The organism is Methylibium rhizosphaerae (genome assembly GCF_006386545.1).
Lineage (GTDB): Bacteria > Pseudomonadota > Gammaproteobacteria > Burkholderiales > Burkholderiaceae_C > Pseudorivibacter > Pseudorivibacter rhizosphaerae.
Genome location: NZ_SWAR01000003.1, coordinates 26,052 through 43,366, shown reverse-complemented (window position 1 = coordinate 43,366; position 17,315 = coordinate 26,052). Strand labels below are relative to the sequence as shown.

Here is a 17,315-nt window from a genome sequence, read left to right as displayed (position 1 = left end):
AGGCCTGACATGGCGCTGCGCTTCTGCAGCCTCGGCAGCGGCAGCAGCGGCAACGCCACGCTGATCGAGGCCCGCGATGGCCCGACCACTACGCGGGTGCTGGTGGACTGCGGCTTCTCGCTCAAGGAACTCGAGCTTCGCCTCAACCGCATCGGCCTGGGCGCCGCCGACCTGGACGCCGTGTTCGTGACCCACGAGCATGGCGACCATGTGGGCTGCGCCCTTCCGCTGGCACGCCGGCATGCGCTCGAGGTGTGGATGAGCCGGGGCACCTGGCACGCGATCGGCGAACCGGATGCGGGAGACCGCCTGCGCTTCGCGCGCGATGGCGAACCCGTGGCCATAGGCGCGTTGGAGCTGAGACCCTACACGGTGCCGCACGATGCGCACGAGCCGCTGCAGCTCACCGCCACGGACGGCCAGGCCGTGCTGGGCGTGCTGACCGATGCCGGCTCGTCGACCACCCACCTGCTGGAGGCCCTGCAAGGGGTCAACGGCCTGCTGCTCGAATGCAACCACGACCGCGAGCGGCTCGCGGCGTCGAGCTACCCGCCCATGCTGAAGGCGCGTATCGCCGGCAGGCACGGCCATCTGGCCAACGACACGGCGGCGCAGATCCTCGGCGCGCTGCTGCACGGCGGCCTGCGCCACGTGGTGGCGGCCCACCTGAGCGAACAGAACAACACGCCCGAGCTCGCCTGTGCGGCACTCGCCCCGGTGCTCGGCAGCCGCGAGATTGTTGTCGCCGATCAGCGACTTGGCTTCGGATGGCTCAGCCTGGACTGAGCTGGTCAGGAAACGGACTCAGGAAACGGACGCAAAAAAGCCGCCTCGAGGGCGGCTTTCTCGTCAACCGGTAAAGGCTGATTACTTCGATGCAGCAGCGGCGGCAGCGGAAGCAGCAGCGTCGGCGGCAGCGGTCGCAGCGGTAGCAGCAGCGGAAGCAGCGTCGGCCACGGCAGAAGCGGCGGCAGGAGCGGAAGCCTCAACAGCCGGGGCGGGAGCCGGAGCGGCTGCAGCAGGAGCTTCTTCCTTCTTGCCACAGGCAGCCAGAGCAACGGCAGCAACCAGGGAAGCCAGCACAAGCGACTTTTTCATCATCTTTTTCCCTCAACAAAGAGTTCGAACAATTACCGGTAATTGACGGGCCCTCTTGCAGAAGGGTCCCAACGGAAAGGCCAGGAACGCTCGAGCATTCCCAGTCCAGCCCGCGATTATACGTGCCAATCCTCTTGCGCTAATCACAGTCCCAGTGTTGTGACCGGGAAGGCTTCTGTCGAACGTTGTGCGATGGCGTCAATCCACTCCTGGCAGCGGGCGAGGTCCGAACCCTCTCGATAGATGCGGCCGCGATAGAGGTCGTCTAGACGACGCACACCAACGCAGCCGGGCGCGAACAGCAGGCTCGGCATCTGCGGTACCTCATCTTCATGCACGGTGCGGCATTCGACGATGTGCGACCAATGCACACGCCACTCGAGCCAGCGCGCATGCCGCCTCACCACCTCGTCGAAGGTGCCTGCGAGCACCACGAGCTTGCGGTGTGCGTAAGCCCACTGCGTGAGCGACTCCACCACCGAGCGCTCGCCGAGCGGCCATTCCGCAAAGTCGCGATCGCACAGCCACAGTTCTCGCCCACCGTGCGCAGCCACTTCGACAAAGGCGTCACGCAAGGCCTGCTGGAAGGCGCCGCGCGATTCGAAGACCTGCGTACCTTGCGGCTCCGCATTCACCTCATCACTCATCGTCGTGCTCCTCGGGCTGCAACCAGCCGTCCTCACACCATTGCGACAGCAACTCGCGCGCGCCTTCGCTCGCGCCGTCCACCTCGCGCGCCGTGAGGCGCCGCCGGTCTGCGAGACGCTGCATCAGCCGGGCATCGCGCCCCCCTGCCCGCCAGGAATCGCCGTTCACGTACACGTGGCCGGCGTCGTACATCATGCGCGTGCGCGCATCGAGATGCACTCCCTGCCCGTCACCCAAGGGCTCGCGCAGCTCGAACCAGATCTGGGCCTTGGGTTCGGTGAGGTACTCGCCGAGCGCCACGCGCAGCGCCTGCGGGTCGCGCAGGGCGGCCTGCACCGCCTCGGCGGCGAACTGCACCAGCGTGTCGGGAATGCGGCCGGGCGTGCCGGTGGCCTCCTGCTGCGCGTCGCGGTAGAGCATGGCCGCCTGGTCGGTGTCCACCGCATCGGCGCAGCGCACGAGCAGCTCGCGCGCCAGCTCGCTGCGCATCGGCGCTCGAAAGCCGATCGAGCAGGTCATGCATTCACCGCCTTCGGCCACACCGTCGTGCGCCCAGCGCGGCGGCAGGTAGAGCATGTCGCCCGGCTCCAGCAGCCACTCCTCTTCGGCTTCGAAGTTGCTCAGGATCTTGAGCGGCACGTCGGGCTCGAGGCTCGGGTCCTCGAGCCGGCCGATGCGCCAGCGCCGCTTGCCGTGCACCTGCAGCAGGAACACGTCGTACGAATCGAAGTGCGGGCCGACACCGCCGCCTTCGGTCGCGAACGAGATCATCAGGTCGTCGAGCCGCGCCTCCGGCACGAAACGGAAGCGATCGAGCAGCGCGCGTGCCGAAGCGACATGCAGGTCCAGGCCTTGCACGAGCAGCGTCCACGCCGCCCGGTTCAACGGCGGCAAGGCACGCCGCGCGAAGGGACCATGCCTGAGCGACCAGCCCGCACTCCCCTTGCCGCGCGGCAGTTGCTCAATCAGCCGGCACTCGACGCCCTCCCGGCCCGCCAGCGCAAACAGTTCGCTGCGGGACACCGGTGCCTGCACGCCCGGCATGGCCTGCCGGATCAGCAGCGGCTTCTTCTGCCAGTGCTTCTTCATGAAGCGGCGTGGCGACAGCCCGCCCAACAGCGGGGCGGCCGCATCGACGTCGATGACCATGCTGGAATGAGTTTTCATGCGGCACATTTTGCCGGGGCGCCGCAGCGTTCATGCGATGATCGCCCGATGCAGATTTCAGCCCCCTGTGTCGTCAGCCTGACGTGGCGACTCCAAGATGCCCAGGGCCAGCTCATCGACGAGCTGGTCGATCCCGTCGAGTTCTTCTACGGCGGCGACGACCTCCTGGCCAAGGTGGAAGAAGCGCTGCTGGGCCAGAGCGAGGGTTTCGAGGCCGACCTGCACCTCGAGCCCGAGCATGCCTTCGGCGACTACGACGCCAACCTGGTGTTCTTCGAGGCACGCGACGTGTTCACCGGCCACATCGAGCCGGGCATGCAGTTCGACGGCCCGCCCGAGGGCGCCACCACCGCCGGTCTCCCGGCCGATGCGATCTACACCATCACCGAGGTGTACGACTCGCATGTGGTGCTCGACGGCAACCACCCGTTGGCCGGCATTGCGCTGAACCTGGCGCTCAAGGTGCGAGCGGTGCGAGAGGCCACCGAAGAGGAAGTGCAAGCCGGCTCGGTGGCCGAGCCGACCTTCACCGTGCTCAACACGGTGCCGACCTCACAGGACCTGCACTGAACGCCTGCACCGAGCGCGATGGCGCCGCTCAGTGCTTGCCGGTCGATCCGAACCCGCCCTCGCCGCGATGCGAGGCGTCGAAGTCGTCCACGCGGCGGAAGCTCGCCTGCACCACCGGCACGATGACCAGTTGCGCGATGCGCTCCATCGGCTGGATGGTGAAGGTGGACACGCCGCGGTTCCAGCAGCTCACCATCAGCTGGCCCTGGTAGTCGGAGTCGATCAACCCCACCAGGTTGCCCAGCACGATGCCGTGCTTGTGGCCCAGTCCTGAGCGCGGCAGGATCAGCGCGGCCAGGCCCGCATCGCCGATGTGGATGGCCAGCCCGGTCGGGATGAGCGTGGTCTGCCCCGGCTCCAGCACGACGGGTGCGTCGAGACAGGCGCGCAGGTCGAGGCCGGCGCTGCCGGGCGTGGCATAGGTGGGGATCTGCTCGGCCATGCGCGGGTCGAGCACCTTCAGATCGATCTCTGTCATTCGAAGTCAGTCTGTGCCCTCTCCCATTGGGAGAGGGTTGGGGTGAGGGCAGTCATGCGGTGCGGTTGGAAATGCGGCGCGCGATCTCGGCCACCAGGGCCCGCGCGAGGGTGAGCTTGTCGGCGGCACTGCCGTCGGCGGGCAAGGACTGCTCGCCGTGCGCGTCCACCAGCAGCAGCGCATTGTCGTCGCGGCCGAAGGTGGCAGGCCCCAGGTTGCCCACCACCAGCGGCAGGCGCTTGCGTTCGAGCTTGGCGCGCGCATGCGCCGCCAGGTTTTCGCTCTCGGCGGCAAAGCCCACGCAGTACGGCGGCTGCGGCAACGCGGCCACCGACGCGAGGATGTCCGGGTTCTCGGTCAGCTCGAAGGTCGGCGCGAGCTTCTTGCCGTCTTTCTTGATCTTGTGTTCCGACAGCGAGGCCGGCCGCCAGTCGGCCACCGCGGCGGTGGCGATGAACACCTCGTGGCGCTGCGCGGCCGGCAGCGTGACGTCGAACATCTGCTGCGCGGTGCGCACGTCGATGCGCGACACGCCGCGCGGCGTCGGCAGGTGCACCGGCCCGGCCACGAGCGTGACCTGGGCGCCGGCTTCGCGGGCCGCCCGCGCCAGCGCGAAGCCCATCTTGCCGCTGGACAGGTTGGTGATGCCGCGCACCGGGTCGATCGGCTCGAAAGTCGGGCCGGCGGTGATGAGCACGCGCTGGCCGGCCAGGGCCTTGGGCTGGAAGAAGGCAACGATGTCCTCCAGCAGTTCCACGGGCTCGAGCATGCGGCCGTCGCCCACCTCGCCGCAGGCCTGGTCGCCGCTGCCCACGCCCAGCACGAGGGCACCGTCGGACCGCACCGTCGCCAGGTTGCGCTGCGTGGCCGGGTGGGCCCACATCTCGCGGTTCATGGCCGGCGCCAGCAGCAGCGGGCAGCGCTCGATGGGCCGAGCCAGGCACAGCAGCGACAGCAGGTCGCCGGCCCGGCCCTGCGCGAGCTGCGCGATCAGGTCGGCACTGGCCGGCGCGACGACGATCGCATCGGCATCGCGCGACAGGTTGATGTGCGCCATGTTGTTGGGCTCGGCCGCGTCCCACTGGCTGGTCACCACCCGCTGGTTCGACAGCGCCTGCATCGTCACGGGCGTGATGAACTGCATGGCGGCCTCGGTCATCACCACCTGCACCGAGGCGCCGGCCTTGGTGAGCAGGCGCACCAGCTCGGCCGACTTGTAGCAGGCGATGCCGCCGGAAAGACCGAGGACGATGCGCTTGCCGGCGAGGTCAGGACGATCGCTCATGGTCACGCCGCCGTGATCTCTCGGGCGGTGATGGTGTACTTGAAGTTGTCCGGGTCCAGCGGGTCGTAGCGCCCCTGGGCGCTTTCGGCCTGCGGGTACATCAGGAAGCCCAGCCTGCCGCCCGACGACCCCGGCAGCATCACGTCATGCGCGGTGTTGTAGCCCAGCCAGTTGCCCTCCCAGCCGCCGAACAGCGCCTTGCGCACCGGAGCCACCACCGGATGGTCGGCATCCTTGATCCAGTCGCCGGTCTCCAGGCGCATCACCTTGCCGACGTCGGCCGGATCCATGGCCACCCAGCCGTACTCGCGCAGGAACACTTCGGCGCGACAGTGCTGCGCGCTCTTCAGGTTGGCCGGGTTGCCGCCCAGCTCGCGGTAGCCGAAGGCGCTGGGCACGAGGCGGATGCCGTACACGTCGCGCGCCGGCACGCCGGCGGCGCGGCACAGGCCGACGAACAGGCCGTTGATGTCGCCGCACTTGCCGCCGAAGTTCTGCGTCTCCAGCATGCTCTTGATGTCGCCAATGCCGCAGCCGCGCACCTTGGGTTCGCGGTAGGTGTTGGCAACGATCCAGTCGTAGATGCTGCGCGCCTTGTCGAGGTCGGTGCGGGCTCCCTTGGTGACCTGCAGCGCGGTGTCGCGCACGATGCCGTCGGTGGGCATGAGTTCGGTCGGGGCGAGCCATGCCTTCAGCGCGGCCGGGTCTTCCTTCGCAGCAGCGCGCGCCGACCAGTCGACCGAGCGGCTCATCGTCTGCACACGGCTGGTGAGCTGCACCACCGGGTCGGGCTGGTCGGCATCGAACTCGGCCAGCAGCATCCGGGCGCCGTACTTCTGGTCGGACACCAGCTTCATGCTGCGCGCGTTGCCCGACCAGCTGCTTTCGAGCGACCGCTGCCAGGCAGTGTCGACGGCCGGCACCGGCAGCCACACACGGCTCGCGCCCATGGCCTGGCGCAGCTCCACGCTGGTGGTGATCTCGAAGGTGCGCCACACCCCGGGTTGCGGCTCGAAGCGGCGCGTCGCGGCAGCTTGCGCATGGCCCGCGAACGACATGCCCGACAGCGCGATGGCCTTGGTGGTGGTCTTCAGCAGGGCGCGACGTGACATGTGGTAGGTCATGGCCGGTCTCCTAAGGTCTGGTCTCGAACTGGCGCGGATTATCGCGAGGCCGCCGGCGAGGCGGCCAGCAAGGGGTTGAGCAGCCGCTCGCCCTGCTGCCCCGCCCAGTCGAGCTCGCCGATCACGCTGATCGCCGGCCGGCCGTCACGCCCGATCAGCACGGTGGTCGGGAAGATGCGCGAAGTCCAGGTCTTGGCGGCTTCGCCGTTGCGGTCGAGCAGCACCGGATACGACACCGGCACGCCTTGCAGGAAGCGCCTGACCTTGACCTCATGCTCCTGGTAGTTGACGCCCAGCACCACCAGGTCGCCGCGCGCGGCGTGTGTTTCGGCCAGCCAGCTCAGCGTGGGAATCTCGGTGACGCAGGGTTCGCACCAGCTGGCCCAGAAGTTGAGGACGACCACCTTGCCGCGCAGGGGTGCCAGGCTCCAGCGCCGGCCTTCCAGGTCGTCGAGCGCCAGCGGCGGCGCCGGCTTGCGGGCCGGCCAGGGGCGCTCGATCGTGCTCGCGCGGCCGGGCAGCGGCAACGAAAGGGCGGCCGCCATGGCCAGCCAGCTGCGCCGGGAAGAACACTCTTTCAGACTCATGCTCGCCATTGTCGGGGGCACTCACTGCAGTTGCTCGCGCAGGAAGGCCAGCAGCCGCTCGCGCGAAGCCACCCGCGCGATCGGGTCGCCGCCCACGTGCACGCCCTGCCCCGGCGACACGCCATTGGGCACGTCGCGGCGCAGCCGCAGCTTCGCTTCGCTGTCGAAGCCGTGGTAGGCACCGGCATACACCTCGACCTGCACCTTTGCCCCCGCACGCTGGGCCAGGTCCAGGCAGGGCTGCGCGCCGGTCCAGTCGTCCTTTTCGCCGAGCAGCAGGAGCAGCGGCACCAGCGGGCGGTAGCCGCGGCCGAGCTCGAAGCTGCAGCCGGGATAGAAGGCCACCGCCGCACGGGGATTCACCGGTGACTGCGTCACCTCGCGGAGCCCTGCATTGGTGGCGGCCAGCACGGTGCTGCCGCCGTTGGACCAGCCCACCAGCGCCAGGCGTTCGGCATCGACCTCCGGCCGGGCCGCCAGCCATCGCAGCGCGCCGAGCGCATCGCGCCGTCGGTGCCCCTGCTTCACCGAGGCCGTGCCGGAGCGCTGCGTGCAGGTCTCGCGTTCGCCGCGCGATCCGAGCGAATCGATCACCAGCGCATGCCAGCCCTGCACCCGCATCCATGCGGCGTAGTCGGCCAGGCGATCCGACAGCTCGCCGTCACGCCCGTGCGGCCCGCCGCAGCCGTGCAGCAGCACCACGGCGGGACGGCGGCCGGTGCCGTCCACCGCGAACCAGTAGCCCGCCAGCTTCAGCGGCGCGCCGGCCCGCAGGTCCAGGCTGGGCACCTCGACCCGCTGCTGGGCGCAGGCGGCCGCCCAGGCGCAGCCTGCCAGCGCCAGCCCGGCGAACCAGCGACGCCATGTCATGGAAAGGCCGGCGGGTTGGGATGCAGCCGGGCCATCGCCAGCGCATCGACATACCGGCCCGCCCGCATGGCATAGGCGCGGTGCGTGCCTTCGACTTCGAAACCGAACTTGCGATACAGCGCAATGGCCGGCTCGTTGTCGCTGTAGACGGTGAGCTCCAGCCGCAGCACCTGTGCCCAGTGGTCGGCGTATTCGCACATGGCCTGCATCAGCGCCGATCCCACGCCCTGGTTCTGCGCCTGCCCGGCCACCGAGATGCCCAGCATCATCGCGTGGCGCCGCCGCAGTTGCGGCCCCACCGGGTGCAGGCCGCAGGTGCCGACCACCTCGCCCTGGCGCTCGGCCACCAGCAGCACGTCGTGCCGGCCCGTCACGCAGGTTTCGGTGAGCCACTGGCGCACCCGCTCCTCGTCGGGAAAGGGCACCTGCATCAGGCCCGGGAAGACATCGGGTGCGGCGACGATGTGGGCCCAGGCGGCGGCATCCTTGGGCGACGCACGGCGGACGGAAATGCTCATGTGCGGGCTCTCCTTGTGCCGCAACACTCTATCGCTTCGGCCGCTGCCGTCGCTTCCACTGCATTTCGTCGATTCGTACCGGTTCCGTCCCGGCGGGCGCGCGTGACGAGCCGGATCGCCCCCGCCGAATCGACCGTCGATTCCCCCGACCCCTGCCGCAGCCGCCGGCCGCCTTGCGCGAAACGGCCTGTTTTTTCGTGAGCTGCACCGATCGCCTTTCGGATCGCCTGCCTAGCATGACCTCACGGTTCGTCGCCGGCCTCACCAGCCCAGACCGGACCGGCAAGCGTCCCGCAGTCGATCCGGCCGCCTCGGGGGCGGTCAGGCACTCAAGGAGAAAACATGGCATTTCCGACAGCAGTCAACGACCAGATCACCGACTCCGTCACCCAGGCCAACACCAAGGTGCTGGGCGACGCGCCGGCGATCGCCATGGGCAACCTCTACCAGGCCACCGCGCAGGCCCTGGCCAACGCCGCCCACAACGCCACCAACGCGCAGCAGCAGAGCTACGTGACCGCGCAGTCGGCCACCACGATGGGCGTGGCCACGCTGTACTCGATCGACACCGCCTCCACCGGCGTCGCCACCAAGGACATCCTGAGCACCGGCGTCAAGGGCCTGGGGCCCTGAAGCATGTGCCCGGCCTGCAGGCCCGACCCGCGACGACGTAGACAACCACTCAGGAGGACACCGACATGGCATTTCCAACTGCCGTCAACAACCAGATCACCGACTCGATCACCCAGGCCAACACCAAGGTGCTGGGCGATGCGCCGGCCATCGCGATGGGCAACCTCTACCAGGCCACGGCGCAGGCCCTGGCCAACGCAGCCCACAACGCCACCAACGCGCAGCAGCAGAGCTACGTGACCGCACAGTCGTCCACCACGATGGGCGTGGCCACGCTGTATTCGATCGACACCGCCTCCACCGGCGTCGCCACGAAGACGGTGCTGGGCAGCTGACACCGCCGACCGCCTTTAACGCCAAGGAGCTGAGCACATGGCTTTCCCCACCGCCGTCAACAACCAGATCACCGACTCCGTGACGCAGGCCAACGTCCAGGTGCTCGGGACGTCGCCGGCCATCGCCATGGGCAACCTGTACCAGGCCACGGCACAGGCCCTCGCCAACGCGGCGCACAACGCCACGCTGGCGCAGCAGCAGATGTACGTCACCGCGCAGGCAGCGACCACGATGGGCGTGTCGCTGCTGTATTCGCTCGACACCGGCGCCACCGGTGCCGCCACCAAGAAGATTCTTGGCTGACGGCCCCCCGCGCTGACCCTTCGCCCTGCCGATCCACCACCACCCGCTAGGAGCAGACACCATGGCATTCCCGACCGCCGTCAACAGCCAGATCACCGACTCGATCACCCAGGCCAACACCAAGGTGCTGGGCGACGCGCCCGCCGTCGCGATGGGCAACCTGTTCGTCGCCACCAGCCAGGCCCTGTCGAACGCGGCGCACAACGCCACCAACAACCAGCAGCAGTCCTACGTGACGATGCAGGCCTCCACCACCCAGGGCGTGTCGACCCTGCTGTCCGTGGACACCGCCTCCACCGGCGTGGCGACCACCGAGATCCTCGGCCTGAAGTAAGCCGACGCTAGCGCGCACCCCGACCCGGGAGCCGCCGATTGCCGCGTCCCCCGGCCACCGCCCGGCTCGCCGGCCCGGCCGGTTCGGGCTCGGTGGTGGCCCTGGGCCAAGCCCCGGCATTCGCCATGGGCATGACCTATGTCGCGATGGCCGACAGCCTCGGCCTCGCGATGGAGAACGCGGTCGCCTGCCAGCAGCGAGGGCAGGTACTCGCCGAAGCCTCCGTGGCCCAGGTTCTTGCTTTGATCATCACCAAGGGAGCGGCCAGTTCATGACAGACGACAGCACCGTGAACAGCCAGATCGTCGACGCCGTCAGCAGCGTCGTGACGCTGGCCTCCGGCCAATCGCCCGCGCAGGCGCTCGGCATGCTCGACGCCGTGCTGCTCGAAACGCTGGGCATGGCGATGCACAACGCGGTCAACCGGCAGCAAAGCGCCGGCATGATCAGCTCGGCCGCCGTGACGGCAGCGTGCGCGAAGATGCTGTCCGCGCCTTTCCCCGTCGTTCCGCCGCCCACACCGGCCCCCAGCCCGGCACCGGTGGTGAACCCGCTGCCCGGCCCGGCGCCCGAGCCGCCGCCGCCGGCAGCCGTGATCGCCGCGGCCATGGCCGAGGGGCAGACGGCGATCCAGGTGCTGCAGGCCCAGGCCTCAGGCTCCACGCAGGACGCTGCCACGGCGCAGGCCGACCTGAAGCTGCTCGCACAGGCCGCTTCCGCTGCACCGGAGCCCGCGCCGGCCCCCACGCCAGCACCTGCCCCGACGCCTCCGGCGCCAGCGCCAGCCCCCACTCCCGTGCCCAGCCCGACACCAGCCCCGGACCCCGGCCCCGTGCCCTCGCCGGCGCCGTCAGGCGGTTGAGATCACGACACCCAAGGAGCGGTCATGGACCCGAGCAAGGTCAACCCACAGGTCATCGACGTCATCAACCAGGTCCAGCTCGCCACGATGAGCCCGCAGGTCGTGCTCACCAGCGGCGCGGGCAAGGCCTACCAGTCGGTGGCCCAGTCCACCGCCATCGCGGTGCAGGACGCGACCGACGCGCTGCGCAACATCTCGACCATCGCCACCACCGCCGTCGGCGTGGCGATGGCGCAGTACCTCGCCACCGGCGATCAGAAGTACGCCAACGCCATCAGCAAGGCGCAGGAGCTGATGCAGGGCGCCACCGACGACTACGCCAAGATCGGCACCGCCGCCGCCTCGGTGCTCAAGGGCTTCCCGGCGGGTTGACCCACGCGACCACAGGAGAACCATCGCCATGACGATCTCCGTCGCCGGCCGGCCCATCCCGCAGGCCGCATCCCTCTCCGAGCTGTGCCGGCTGGTGCTGGCGTTCATCGACGGCGGGCAGGAATGGCTCGCCTGGGCACTGGCCGCGCCGGCCGCGCGCTACGACTTCGCAGACGAGACCACCCTGGTCGCCCAGGTGCAGCAGGGCCTGCATGCATCGCCCCTCGCGCTGCTGCCCGTGCTCACGCTGCTGGTGAGCCCCGTGAAGCTGATGACGCTGGGCTTGGCCGACCTGCGGGCGCTCGCCAAGGCCGAAAGCGGCGACACCAGCACCGTCGTCGCGGCGCAGATGCAGCGCGTGCTGGCAGACCACCGCCTGCTCCCCCAGGCGGACCTGGCCGCCGTCGACTCCTGGCTCGCCGGCCTCGGCGTCGACCATGCACCGCTGTTCCAGGCCATGGGTCTGACAGAGCGCGTCGCGTTGTGCGAGCTCATGCGCGGCCCGAACGACCCGGATGCAGCGCCCGCCGACGGCCTTGACCAGGAGGCAGCAGCCTTCGCCATCCAGCAGGCCCGAACGCCGCTCGAATACGTCGACTACGTGCGCTTCTATCAGGCGCTGGCTGCCCAGCCCGGGACCTCGGCGCAAACGCCCGAGGCCCGCGCCAATCAGGCGACGCAAACGATGCAAGGCCTGCTGCCCCTGTTCTTCGGCGCGCTCGACTGCCCGCAGCTGAGCGGCCTGCCCTCGCCCGGCGAGGTATCGCAGACCGTGAGCGGCTGGCTCACCAGCGGCCGGCGCGTCGGTTTCTCCCGCCTGTCGGAAGGCCTGCAGCAGTTCGTGCGGCACACGTCCTACCACAACGAAACCGGCGCTGCCGCGCAGCGCCTGGTCGAGCTGTACATCGGCTCTGCACAGTCGTTTCTCGCCGCGGCCAGGCCTCGCCTGAGCCGCATGGGCCAGGACGGCGCCACCTGCACCTACACCCTCGAAGCCGGCAACCAGCAGGCCGAGCTGCAACTGGGCGCCAACGGCGTGATCTCGCTGCGCAGCTACGGGCTGCAACCGTCGGCGACCGCCGTGCAGGCCCCCACACCGCCCGCCATGCCCCAGGAGACTGCGTCATGACCCAAAGCCCCGCGCCGCCCCCGAAGACACCACCCGCGCCCGCCCCATCGGAGGCGAAGCCACCGTCACCGCCTGCCAAGCCGCTGTCGCCGGTGGACGTGGCCAACCAACTGGCCCAACAGGCCATGCAAACGGCCCAGCAGCAAGTCGATGCGGCCATCAGCGCCACCGGCAGCGCCGTACGACAAGCCGTCGACGCGACCGCCCAGGCAGACCTCGGCCAAGCGGCGACCCAGGCCGTCTCGCAAACCGAGCAGGCATTGAGCGCCAGCGAGGCGGCCGTGGTGACAGCCGTGCAGCAGGCCGGGCAGGCGCAGGAGCAGGCGGTGGCTGCAGCCCAGCAGCAGGCGGAGGCGGCGATCGCGGCAGCAGTGGCCGGCACGGGAACGCCTGGCACCTCGAAGTAGGCAGGCGCCGCCCCAAGTTTTCGTACCCCCAGGGGCACACACGAGGCACGCCCCGGCGCAAGGTCCAGGAGCACGCATGGAAACTTCCGACCAGAAGGCTGCACGCCGCGCGATGAGCGGCTGGCTGACCAAGCAGATCAACAACGTGGCCGACCCGGGTGGCCTGGAAACGCCGGCGATCCGCATCCAGGTGCTGGACGCGCTGCAGGAGATCGACAACCGCATCACCGAACTGAACCAGACCCTGCAGGACAAGTACTACGTCGTCGCAGGCCGGGACCTGGTGAAGTTCTACATGAAGGGCGGCAACGCCTTCGAATGCGTGCGCGACCCCAACGGCGCCGCGGCCATGCAAAACGGCGGCGGCACGTCCGACTGGGACACGCAGATCGTCATCGATCCCTGGGCGCCGGTGCCGCTGCAGGGTGTCATCTATGGCCTGGTGGAGGAACTGGTGACGGATGCGCTGGTCCAGGCCGGCGTGAACATCGCGCTGGTGGCCGGCGACTTTGCCAACGGCACGGTGACGCGCTGGCTCGCACAGCGCGCAAACCTGGACGGCAAGAACTACTCGGCCTATGTGCTCAGCTACGACGACCCGCAGTCGGTGCGGCGGGTGTTCGACCAGCAGCGGCTGGGGCTGTGGACCAATGATCGCCGCCCGGTCTCGGCGCCGGACATCCCGAACCCGGAACGCATTCCCGGCATCCTGCTCAACGACGCGATCCGACCGTTCGTGCTGCACCGGCTCGGCTACACCTGGCACGCCGCGCTCGATCCGGAGCCACCGGTCCAGCCGAACATGGGAGAGATCGCCAGGCCCCTGCTGATGGAGTTGATCGACGTGACGCTGCCGCGCCGCGACACGATCGAGGCAGTGGCCGTGTGGGAGGAGCTGGCGCAGCGCCAGATCACCGTCACCCGGCAGCCCGTCGGCGTGAACCAGCCGGGCCCCGACCTCGTGTACCTGCCGCTGCCGGACATCATGTACCACCTGCGCGAGATCGCCACGATGCTGTGCGAGATCGCCGACGACAGCTCGCGCCACCCCGACAAGCTCGAGAAGCGCTTTTCACGTTTCAAGGTCATCTGGGACGGCAGCAACCAGGCGCAGCAGCAGAACATCCTTCACGCGCTCAGTGCGATGGCCGGCGTTGCCGACATCACGGGGGGCCCGCCCCAGCACGTGGCCACGGTCACCGCCGCGATCAACCGGTACGGCGGCAACCAGGCCCAGGCCATCCTCGGGGACGGCGACCCGGCATACGCCTTGGCACGCAACCTGATGGATCGCATTGCCGATGGTGCGGTGGCCCAGAACGGCGACTTCACCCAGGACGGCCACGTCAGCGGCACGCAACTCAACCGCTTCGCCCAGGCGCGGACGCAGCTGCGGCAATGGCTCACCCAGACACTTGCGAGACTGCCCAGCTCCGTCGCTGCAGGTCCGCGCGCCGCGGCATTCAGCGACGACCTCGTGCTGATGCGCGTACTGGAGCAGGACGAATACCTCGCACCGCAGGAGATCGGCTTTTCGGGCGTGCTGAAAGCCGCAGTGCTTCGCGTGGACACGCAACTGCAGGTGGACGCCCTGTGCGAGCTGTTCCGCACGCAGCTCGATCCGCGCTATGCCGGCCAGGCAGGCGCCGGGCTCTCGACCTCGGTGCGCTTTCGCACCTACAGCGTGCCGCGGACGACCGGCATCACCTACGAGATGACGATGGTGGTGTTCGACAAGGGCAAGGCCACCACCTACCTCTCCGCCACCACCGCCAGGCCCGGCGAAGCGCCGTTCCGGCGCGACGCGGTCGATCCCGACGTGGCGTTCGCCTCGCTGCCGGAGATCGCCGCGCAACGCAAGGTCGCTGCCGCGCTGATCGAGGACTACCTGATCCGCACGGTGATCTCGCGGCAATACGAGGCGCTGAAGACGCTGCTGCCCGTGGTGTGAGCCCAGGCCCACGCCCTTTGCCACCTCCAACCCAACCTCAACCCAAGCGAAGGGAGCCTTCATGACACAAGTGACTCTGCAACTGACCGGTGGCTCGGAACAGGAAAACCTCCAGGCCATCACCATCGGCTCGGCCCGCTGGGGCGTGAACGGCCTGAACTGGGGCAGCAGCGCCAACCTCGACGAAAGCGACCCCACGGTCACCTCCTACTACCAGGGCGCCCAACCGCAGGCCGAGCAGTTCGTCGAGATCGGTGACGACCCGGTGACCTTCCAGGTCACGGCGAACGGCCCCGGGCAGACCACGCTGAGCGAAGCGTCGTGATGCTTGTGCCCGCGAGCCGCAGCGCCTGCACGAAGGCGCTGCAAGCCGCGGCCTGGCTGGCGTGCGCAGTGCTCGCGGCCTGCGACCGGCCAGTGCCTCCCGGCCCCGCCCCGAGCGCGCCCGCGCCCACGGCCGCCGCGAGCCGGGCCGCTGTCACGCCACCCATCGGCGGCGTGGACCTCTCCAACTGGCAGGGCAAAGTCGACTTCGCCCAGCTCAAAGGCGCCGGCACCGACTACGTCTTCATCAAGGCAAGCCAGGGCAGCACGGTGGCTGACCCCGACTACCGCGCCAACATCCAGGCCGCCCGCGCGGCCGGGCTGGCGGCGGGCAGCTACCACTACTACGTGACGAGCGACACGCCGCAGGCGCAGTTCGCGAACTTCTCGGCCCAGGTGAGCAGCCTGCAGCCGGGAGACCTGCCGCCGGTGGTGGACATCGAGAAGCTCAACGGCAATTCGTCGGCCGAACTCGCCGCGGCCCTGAAGCAGTTCCTGGGGCTCGTCGAGCAGCGATACGGGGTCAAGCCCATCATCTACTCGGGCGAGTCCTTCGCGAACCAGTACCTGTCGGGCTTCTCGGCCTACCCGCTGTGGCTGGCCGAGTACAGCCGCGCCGCCCAGCCGCAGTTGCCGCTGGACTGGACGACGTGGACCTTCTGGCAATACAGCCGGGCCGGCCGCGTGGCGGGTGTCGAAGGCGTGGTGGACCTCGACCGGTTCAACGGCACGGCCGAGCAGTTCGAAGCGGTGCGGATCCGCTGACTCAACCCGCTTCCGTGCGGCGGTACTCGCGCGGGCTGATGCCGATGATCCGCCGGAAGCTCTTTTCGAAGTGGCTCAGGTCGTTGAAGCCCACGCTCAAGGCGACGTCGGTGATGCGCTGGTGCTTGTCCGCCGCCAGCAGCTGCCGCGCGCGTTCGATGCGGATGCGCTGGAGCAGCGACTTGAAGGTCGTCTTCAGCACGCTGCGGAACAGGAAGTTCAGGTGCGATGGGCTCACGTGCGCCTGTTGCGCCAGCTGCCCCTGCACGACGGCTTCCGCATGGTGTTCGCCGAGGTAGAGCAGCGCCTTGCGCAGGCCGTCGTGCAGTTTGCCGAGCTCCTGCTGGTTGCCCGTCATCGCGCACCGCACCCAGTGGTCCGGCGCCGAAGCCGTGACCTTTGGCCGCGAGGGCACAGGTGGCGGTGGAGCAGGCCGCGGCGTGGCAGCTCGCCGCTCTGCGGCCATGTGCGGCGCGTGGTGCAGCATGTCGACATAGCGGATCGGGCGCCCCTTCGTCATCACGGCCAGGCGCGCGATCACCCGCTCCAGCTCGAACAAGTTCTCCGGCCAGGCGTGGGCGCGGCAGAGTTCGATCAGGTCGCTGGTCAGCAGCACACCGGGATCGAAGCCCTGGCGCTCGATGGCGGCAGCGACCAATGCCTCGATGTCGTCCCGGCGCTCGCGCAGCGGCGGCACGCGAATGGACAGGAAGTCGAGTTCGGCCAGCAGCGCCCGCGAGAAACGACCGTCCCCCGCCTGCACGCGCAGGTCCGCAGTGCAGGTCGCAACGACACGCAGCTCGCGCGTCTCGGGCACGCTGAGCCATTGGCACAGGCGCGAGTGCATGTGCTGTGGAAGCTGCCCCTGCAGGGCGGCGGGCAGCTCGTCGATGCCGTTGAAGAACAGCGTGCCGCCGCGGGCCTGCTCGAACCAGCTGGCCGGCGTACCCGCCGGATCGGCGCAATTCACTTCGATGAAAGGCCCTTCGGCACGCGGGCCGCAGCAATGGATGGCGGCCGCCAGCAGGGCCTTTTCGGTGCCGAACTCGCCCGTCAGCAACGCCGGCAGCGCACTCGCCGAAGCCATCTCGACGAAGGACTCCAGGCGAAACAGCCCCTCCGACGCGCCGACCAGCATCATGGGCCGCCCGAGGCGCTGACCGGTCCATCGCTGAATCGCATAGCGCTTGGCCAGCAGCGCGCAACGGTCTGCGAACTCTTCACACAGGGCCTCGTGCGCGTCCTGTGCAGCACGACCGCCGGGCCATGCAAGCTGCAGCTCGCCCAGCATCGCGGCGCCGTAGCGCAGCGGAAACACCGCCGGCTGCACCACCATCGAGGAATGACTGTTCCCGTTGCCGGCAGCGTGCTTCGCTGGAAGGGACCACCTGAATGCGCCGTTCGGCAAGCTGCCGGGCTGGGCATGGCCGTTGCGGGGCCGCGCGCCTGCGTCTTGCCAGTGCGCCACGAATGCACCGCCTGTGGATTCGAACGCCAGCGTGCCGATCTCGTGCAGCGCAAGAGCTCCGTGTGTCGCACCCGATCGGTCCGCGA

At 69.2% G+C, this 17,315-nt stretch carries 24 protein-coding genes; 14 read left to right on the top strand and 10 right to left on the bottom strand.

Annotated features, from left to right (window positions below):
• The first annotated feature begins 15 nt into the window (after positions 1–15).
• Entirely contained in the window at positions 16–786 is a 771-nt protein-coding gene (locus tag E8D38_RS02890; protein ID WP_140626376.1) for an MBL fold metallo-hydrolase, read from the top strand.
• 81 nt (positions 787–867) lie between these two features.
• Here the strand turns inward: E8D38_RS02890 and E8D38_RS02885 are convergent, their stop codons facing one another.
• The 3 genes from E8D38_RS02885 to E8D38_RS02875 all read right to left on the bottom strand — a co-directional run bounded on the left by E8D38_RS02885 (position 868) and on the right by E8D38_RS02875 (position 2,913).
• Complete coding sequence (locus E8D38_RS02885; RefSeq protein ID WP_140626375.1) at positions 868–1,098, bottom strand: hypothetical protein; 231 nt, start codon at positions 1,096–1,098, stop codon at positions 868–870.
• Positions 1,099–1,241: 143 nt separating this feature from the next.
• On the bottom strand, positions 1,242–1,745 hold the full coding sequence (locus E8D38_RS02880) for a DUF7931 domain-containing protein (RefSeq protein ID WP_140626231.1): 504 nt from the start codon (positions 1,743–1,745) through the stop codon (positions 1,242–1,244).
• Positions 1,738–2,913 (bottom strand): cupin domain-containing protein, encoded by a 1,176-nt coding sequence (locus tag E8D38_RS02875; protein WP_140626230.1) that lies wholly within the window; start codon positions 2,911–2,913, stop codon positions 1,738–1,740. Before E8D38_RS02875 ends, E8D38_RS02880 begins: the two co-directional genes overlap by 8 nt.
• Positions 2,914–2,961: 48 nt before the next feature.
• Here E8D38_RS02875 and E8D38_RS02870 point away from each other — a divergent pair, with 48 nt between their 5' ends.
• Positions 2,962–3,483, top strand: coding sequence for an FKBP-type peptidyl-prolyl cis-trans isomerase (locus E8D38_RS02870; protein ID WP_140626229.1), 522 nt, complete (start codon positions 2,962–2,964; stop codon positions 3,481–3,483).
• A gap of 28 nt (positions 3,484–3,511) precedes the next feature.
• Here the strand turns inward: E8D38_RS02870 and dut are convergent, their stop codons facing one another.
• Genes dut through E8D38_RS02840 form a run of 6 tightly spaced genes read right to left on the bottom strand, consistent with a single transcriptional unit; the run spans position 3,512 to position 8,345 of the window.
• Positions 3,512–3,961, bottom strand: coding sequence for a dUTP diphosphatase (dut, locus tag E8D38_RS02865; RefSeq protein ID WP_140626228.1), 450 nt, complete (start codon positions 3,959–3,961; stop codon positions 3,512–3,514).
• 52 nt (positions 3,962–4,013) lie between these two features.
• Entirely contained in the window at positions 4,014–5,246 is a 1,233-nt protein-coding gene (gene coaBC / locus E8D38_RS02860; RefSeq protein WP_140626227.1) for a bifunctional phosphopantothenoylcysteine decarboxylase/phosphopantothenate--cysteine ligase CoaBC, read from the bottom strand.
• A gap of 2 nt (positions 5,247–5,248) precedes the next feature.
• Positions 5,249–6,370, bottom strand: coding sequence for a transglutaminase-like domain-containing protein (locus tag E8D38_RS02855; protein ID WP_140626226.1), 1,122 nt, complete (start codon positions 6,368–6,370; stop codon positions 5,249–5,251).
• Between the two features lie 38 nt (positions 6,371–6,408).
• Positions 6,409–6,957, bottom strand: a complete 549-nt coding sequence (locus E8D38_RS02850; protein WP_181178903.1) for a TlpA family protein disulfide reductase — start codon at positions 6,955–6,957, stop codon at positions 6,409–6,411.
• Positions 6,958–6,978: 21 nt separating this feature from the next.
• Entirely contained in the window at positions 6,979–7,827 is an 849-nt protein-coding gene (locus E8D38_RS02845; protein WP_140626224.1) for a dienelactone hydrolase family protein, read from the bottom strand.
• A complete protein-coding gene (locus tag E8D38_RS02840; RefSeq protein WP_140626223.1) occupies positions 7,824–8,345 on the bottom strand; it encodes a GNAT family N-acetyltransferase in 522 nt (173 codons plus the stop codon). The genes E8D38_RS02845 and E8D38_RS02840 overlap by 4 nt, the downstream gene beginning before the upstream one ends.
• A gap of 342 nt (positions 8,346–8,687) precedes the next feature.
• On the opposite strand from E8D38_RS02840, the gene E8D38_RS02835 reads away from it, so the two are divergent.
• The 12 genes from E8D38_RS02835 (at position 8,688) to E8D38_RS02780 (ending at position 15,761) form a co-directional block, all read left to right on the top strand.
• On the top strand, positions 8,688–8,978 hold the full coding sequence (locus tag E8D38_RS02835) for a RebB family R body protein (RefSeq protein ID WP_140626222.1): 291 nt from the start codon (positions 8,688–8,690) through the stop codon (positions 8,976–8,978).
• Between the two features lie 65 nt (positions 8,979–9,043).
• A complete protein-coding gene (locus tag E8D38_RS02830) occupies positions 9,044–9,313 on the top strand; it encodes a RebB family R body protein (protein WP_140626221.1) in 270 nt (89 codons plus the stop codon).
• Positions 9,314–9,350: 37 nt separating this feature from the next.
• Positions 9,351–9,617 (top strand): RebB family R body protein, encoded by a 267-nt coding sequence (locus tag E8D38_RS02825; RefSeq protein ID WP_140626220.1) that lies wholly within the window; start codon positions 9,351–9,353, stop codon positions 9,615–9,617.
• Between the two features lie 61 nt (positions 9,618–9,678).
• On the top strand, positions 9,679–9,951 hold the full coding sequence (locus tag E8D38_RS02820) for a RebB family R body protein (protein WP_140626219.1): 273 nt from the start codon (positions 9,679–9,681) through the stop codon (positions 9,949–9,951).
• 38 nt (positions 9,952–9,989) lie between these two features.
• The gene (locus E8D38_RS28770; RefSeq protein ID WP_246099328.1) at positions 9,990–10,226 is read left to right on the top strand and encodes a RebB family R body protein; all 237 of its coding nucleotides are present in this window, start codon (positions 9,990–9,992) and stop codon (positions 10,224–10,226) included.
• A complete protein-coding gene (locus E8D38_RS29250) occupies positions 10,223–10,813 on the top strand; it encodes a RebB family R body protein (RefSeq protein ID WP_140626218.1) in 591 nt (196 codons plus the stop codon). The genes E8D38_RS28770 and E8D38_RS29250 overlap by 4 nt, the downstream gene beginning before the upstream one ends.
• 24 nt (positions 10,814–10,837) lie before the next feature.
• Positions 10,838–11,185, top strand: a complete 348-nt coding sequence (locus E8D38_RS02805; RefSeq protein ID WP_140626217.1) for a hypothetical protein — start codon at positions 10,838–10,840, stop codon at positions 11,183–11,185.
• 28 nt (positions 11,186–11,213) lie between these two features.
• Positions 11,214–12,314: a hypothetical protein gene (locus E8D38_RS02800; RefSeq protein WP_140626216.1), complete on the top strand. Its 1,101-nt coding sequence runs from the start codon at positions 11,214–11,216 to the stop codon at positions 12,312–12,314.
• Positions 12,311–12,721 (top strand): hypothetical protein, encoded by a 411-nt coding sequence (locus tag E8D38_RS02795; RefSeq protein WP_181178902.1) that lies wholly within the window; start codon positions 12,311–12,313, stop codon positions 12,719–12,721. The genes E8D38_RS02800 and E8D38_RS02795 overlap by 4 nt, the downstream gene beginning before the upstream one ends.
• Before the next feature lie 76 nt (positions 12,722–12,797).
• Positions 12,798–14,672: a hypothetical protein gene (locus E8D38_RS02790; RefSeq protein WP_246099327.1), complete on the top strand. Its 1,875-nt coding sequence runs from the start codon at positions 12,798–12,800 to the stop codon at positions 14,670–14,672.
• 61 nt (positions 14,673–14,733) lie between these two features.
• Entirely contained in the window at positions 14,734–14,997 is a 264-nt protein-coding gene (locus tag E8D38_RS02785; RefSeq protein ID WP_140626215.1) for a hypothetical protein, read from the top strand.
• Positions 14,997–15,761: a glycoside hydrolase family 25 protein gene (locus E8D38_RS02780; protein WP_140626214.1), complete on the top strand. Its 765-nt coding sequence runs from the start codon at positions 14,997–14,999 to the stop codon at positions 15,759–15,761. Before E8D38_RS02785 ends, E8D38_RS02780 begins: the two co-directional genes overlap by 1 nt.
• A gap of 1 nt (position 15,762) precedes the next feature.
• On the opposite strand, the gene E8D38_RS02775 is transcribed toward E8D38_RS02780, so the two are convergent.
• A complete protein-coding gene (locus E8D38_RS02775; protein WP_246099326.1) occupies positions 15,763–17,097 on the bottom strand; it encodes a helix-turn-helix domain-containing protein in 1,335 nt (444 codons plus the stop codon).
• Positions 17,098–17,315 lie beyond the last annotated feature (218 nt).

What these genes read in the sequence shown, in the direction of transcription:
- E8D38_RS02880 (WP_140626231.1), bottom strand. Translation starts at nt 1,745, where the DNA reads ATGAGTGATGAGGTGAATGCGGAGCCGCAAGGTACGCAGGTCTTCGAA.
- E8D38_RS02790 (WP_246099327.1), top strand. Translation starts at nt 12,798, where the DNA reads ATGGAAACTTCCGACCAGAAGGCTGCACGCCGCGCGATGAGCGGCTGG.
- E8D38_RS02835 (WP_140626222.1), top strand. Translation starts at nt 8,688, where the DNA reads ATGGCATTTCCGACAGCAGTCAACGACCAGATCACCGACTCCGTCACC.
- E8D38_RS02840 (WP_140626223.1), bottom strand. Translation starts at nt 8,345, where the DNA reads ATGAGCATTTCCGTCCGCCGTGCGTCGCCCAAGGATGCCGCCGCCTGG.
- E8D38_RS02875 (WP_140626230.1), bottom strand. Translation starts at nt 2,913, where the DNA reads ATGAAAACTCATTCCAGCATGGTCATCGACGTCGATGCGGCCGCCCCG.
- E8D38_RS02795 (WP_181178902.1), top strand. Translation starts at nt 12,311, where the DNA reads ATGACCCAAAGCCCCGCGCCGCCCCCGAAGACACCACCCGCGCCCGCC.
- E8D38_RS02780 (WP_140626214.1), top strand. Translation starts at nt 14,997, where the DNA reads ATGCTTGTGCCCGCGAGCCGCAGCGCCTGCACGAAGGCGCTGCAAGCC.
- coaBC (WP_140626227.1), bottom strand. Translation starts at nt 5,246, where the DNA reads ATGAGCGATCGTCCTGACCTCGCCGGCAAGCGCATCGTCCTCGGTCTT.
- E8D38_RS02830 (WP_140626221.1), top strand. Translation starts at nt 9,044, where the DNA reads ATGGCATTTCCAACTGCCGTCAACAACCAGATCACCGACTCGATCACC.
- E8D38_RS02855 (WP_140626226.1), bottom strand. Translation starts at nt 6,370, where the DNA reads ATGACCTACCACATGTCACGTCGCGCCCTGCTGAAGACCACCACCAAG.
- E8D38_RS02800 (WP_140626216.1), top strand. Translation starts at nt 11,214, where the DNA reads ATGACGATCTCCGTCGCCGGCCGGCCCATCCCGCAGGCCGCATCCCTC.
- E8D38_RS02885 (WP_140626375.1), bottom strand. Translation starts at nt 1,098, where the DNA reads ATGAAAAAGTCGCTTGTGCTGGCTTCCCTGGTTGCTGCCGTTGCTCTG.
- E8D38_RS02845 (WP_140626224.1), bottom strand. Translation starts at nt 7,827, where the DNA reads ATGACATGGCGTCGCTGGTTCGCCGGGCTGGCGCTGGCAGGCTGCGCC.
- E8D38_RS29250 (WP_140626218.1), top strand. Translation starts at nt 10,223, where the DNA reads ATGACAGACGACAGCACCGTGAACAGCCAGATCGTCGACGCCGTCAGC.
- E8D38_RS02820 (WP_140626219.1), top strand. Translation starts at nt 9,679, where the DNA reads ATGGCATTCCCGACCGCCGTCAACAGCCAGATCACCGACTCGATCACC.
- E8D38_RS02805 (WP_140626217.1), top strand. Translation starts at nt 10,838, where the DNA reads ATGGACCCGAGCAAGGTCAACCCACAGGTCATCGACGTCATCAACCAG.
- E8D38_RS02870 (WP_140626229.1), top strand. Translation starts at nt 2,962, where the DNA reads ATGCAGATTTCAGCCCCCTGTGTCGTCAGCCTGACGTGGCGACTCCAA.
- E8D38_RS02775 (WP_246099326.1), bottom strand. Translation starts at nt 17,097, where the DNA reads ATGGTGGTGCAGCCGGCGGTGTTTCCGCTGCGCTACGGCGCCGCGATG.
- dut (WP_140626228.1), bottom strand. Translation starts at nt 3,961, where the DNA reads ATGACAGAGATCGATCTGAAGGTGCTCGACCCGCGCATGGCCGAGCAG.
- E8D38_RS02785 (WP_140626215.1), top strand. Translation starts at nt 14,734, where the DNA reads ATGACACAAGTGACTCTGCAACTGACCGGTGGCTCGGAACAGGAAAAC.
- E8D38_RS02825 (WP_140626220.1), top strand. Translation starts at nt 9,351, where the DNA reads ATGGCTTTCCCCACCGCCGTCAACAACCAGATCACCGACTCCGTGACG.
- E8D38_RS02850 (WP_181178903.1), bottom strand. Translation starts at nt 6,957, where the DNA reads ATGAGTCTGAAAGAGTGTTCTTCCCGGCGCAGCTGGCTGGCCATGGCG.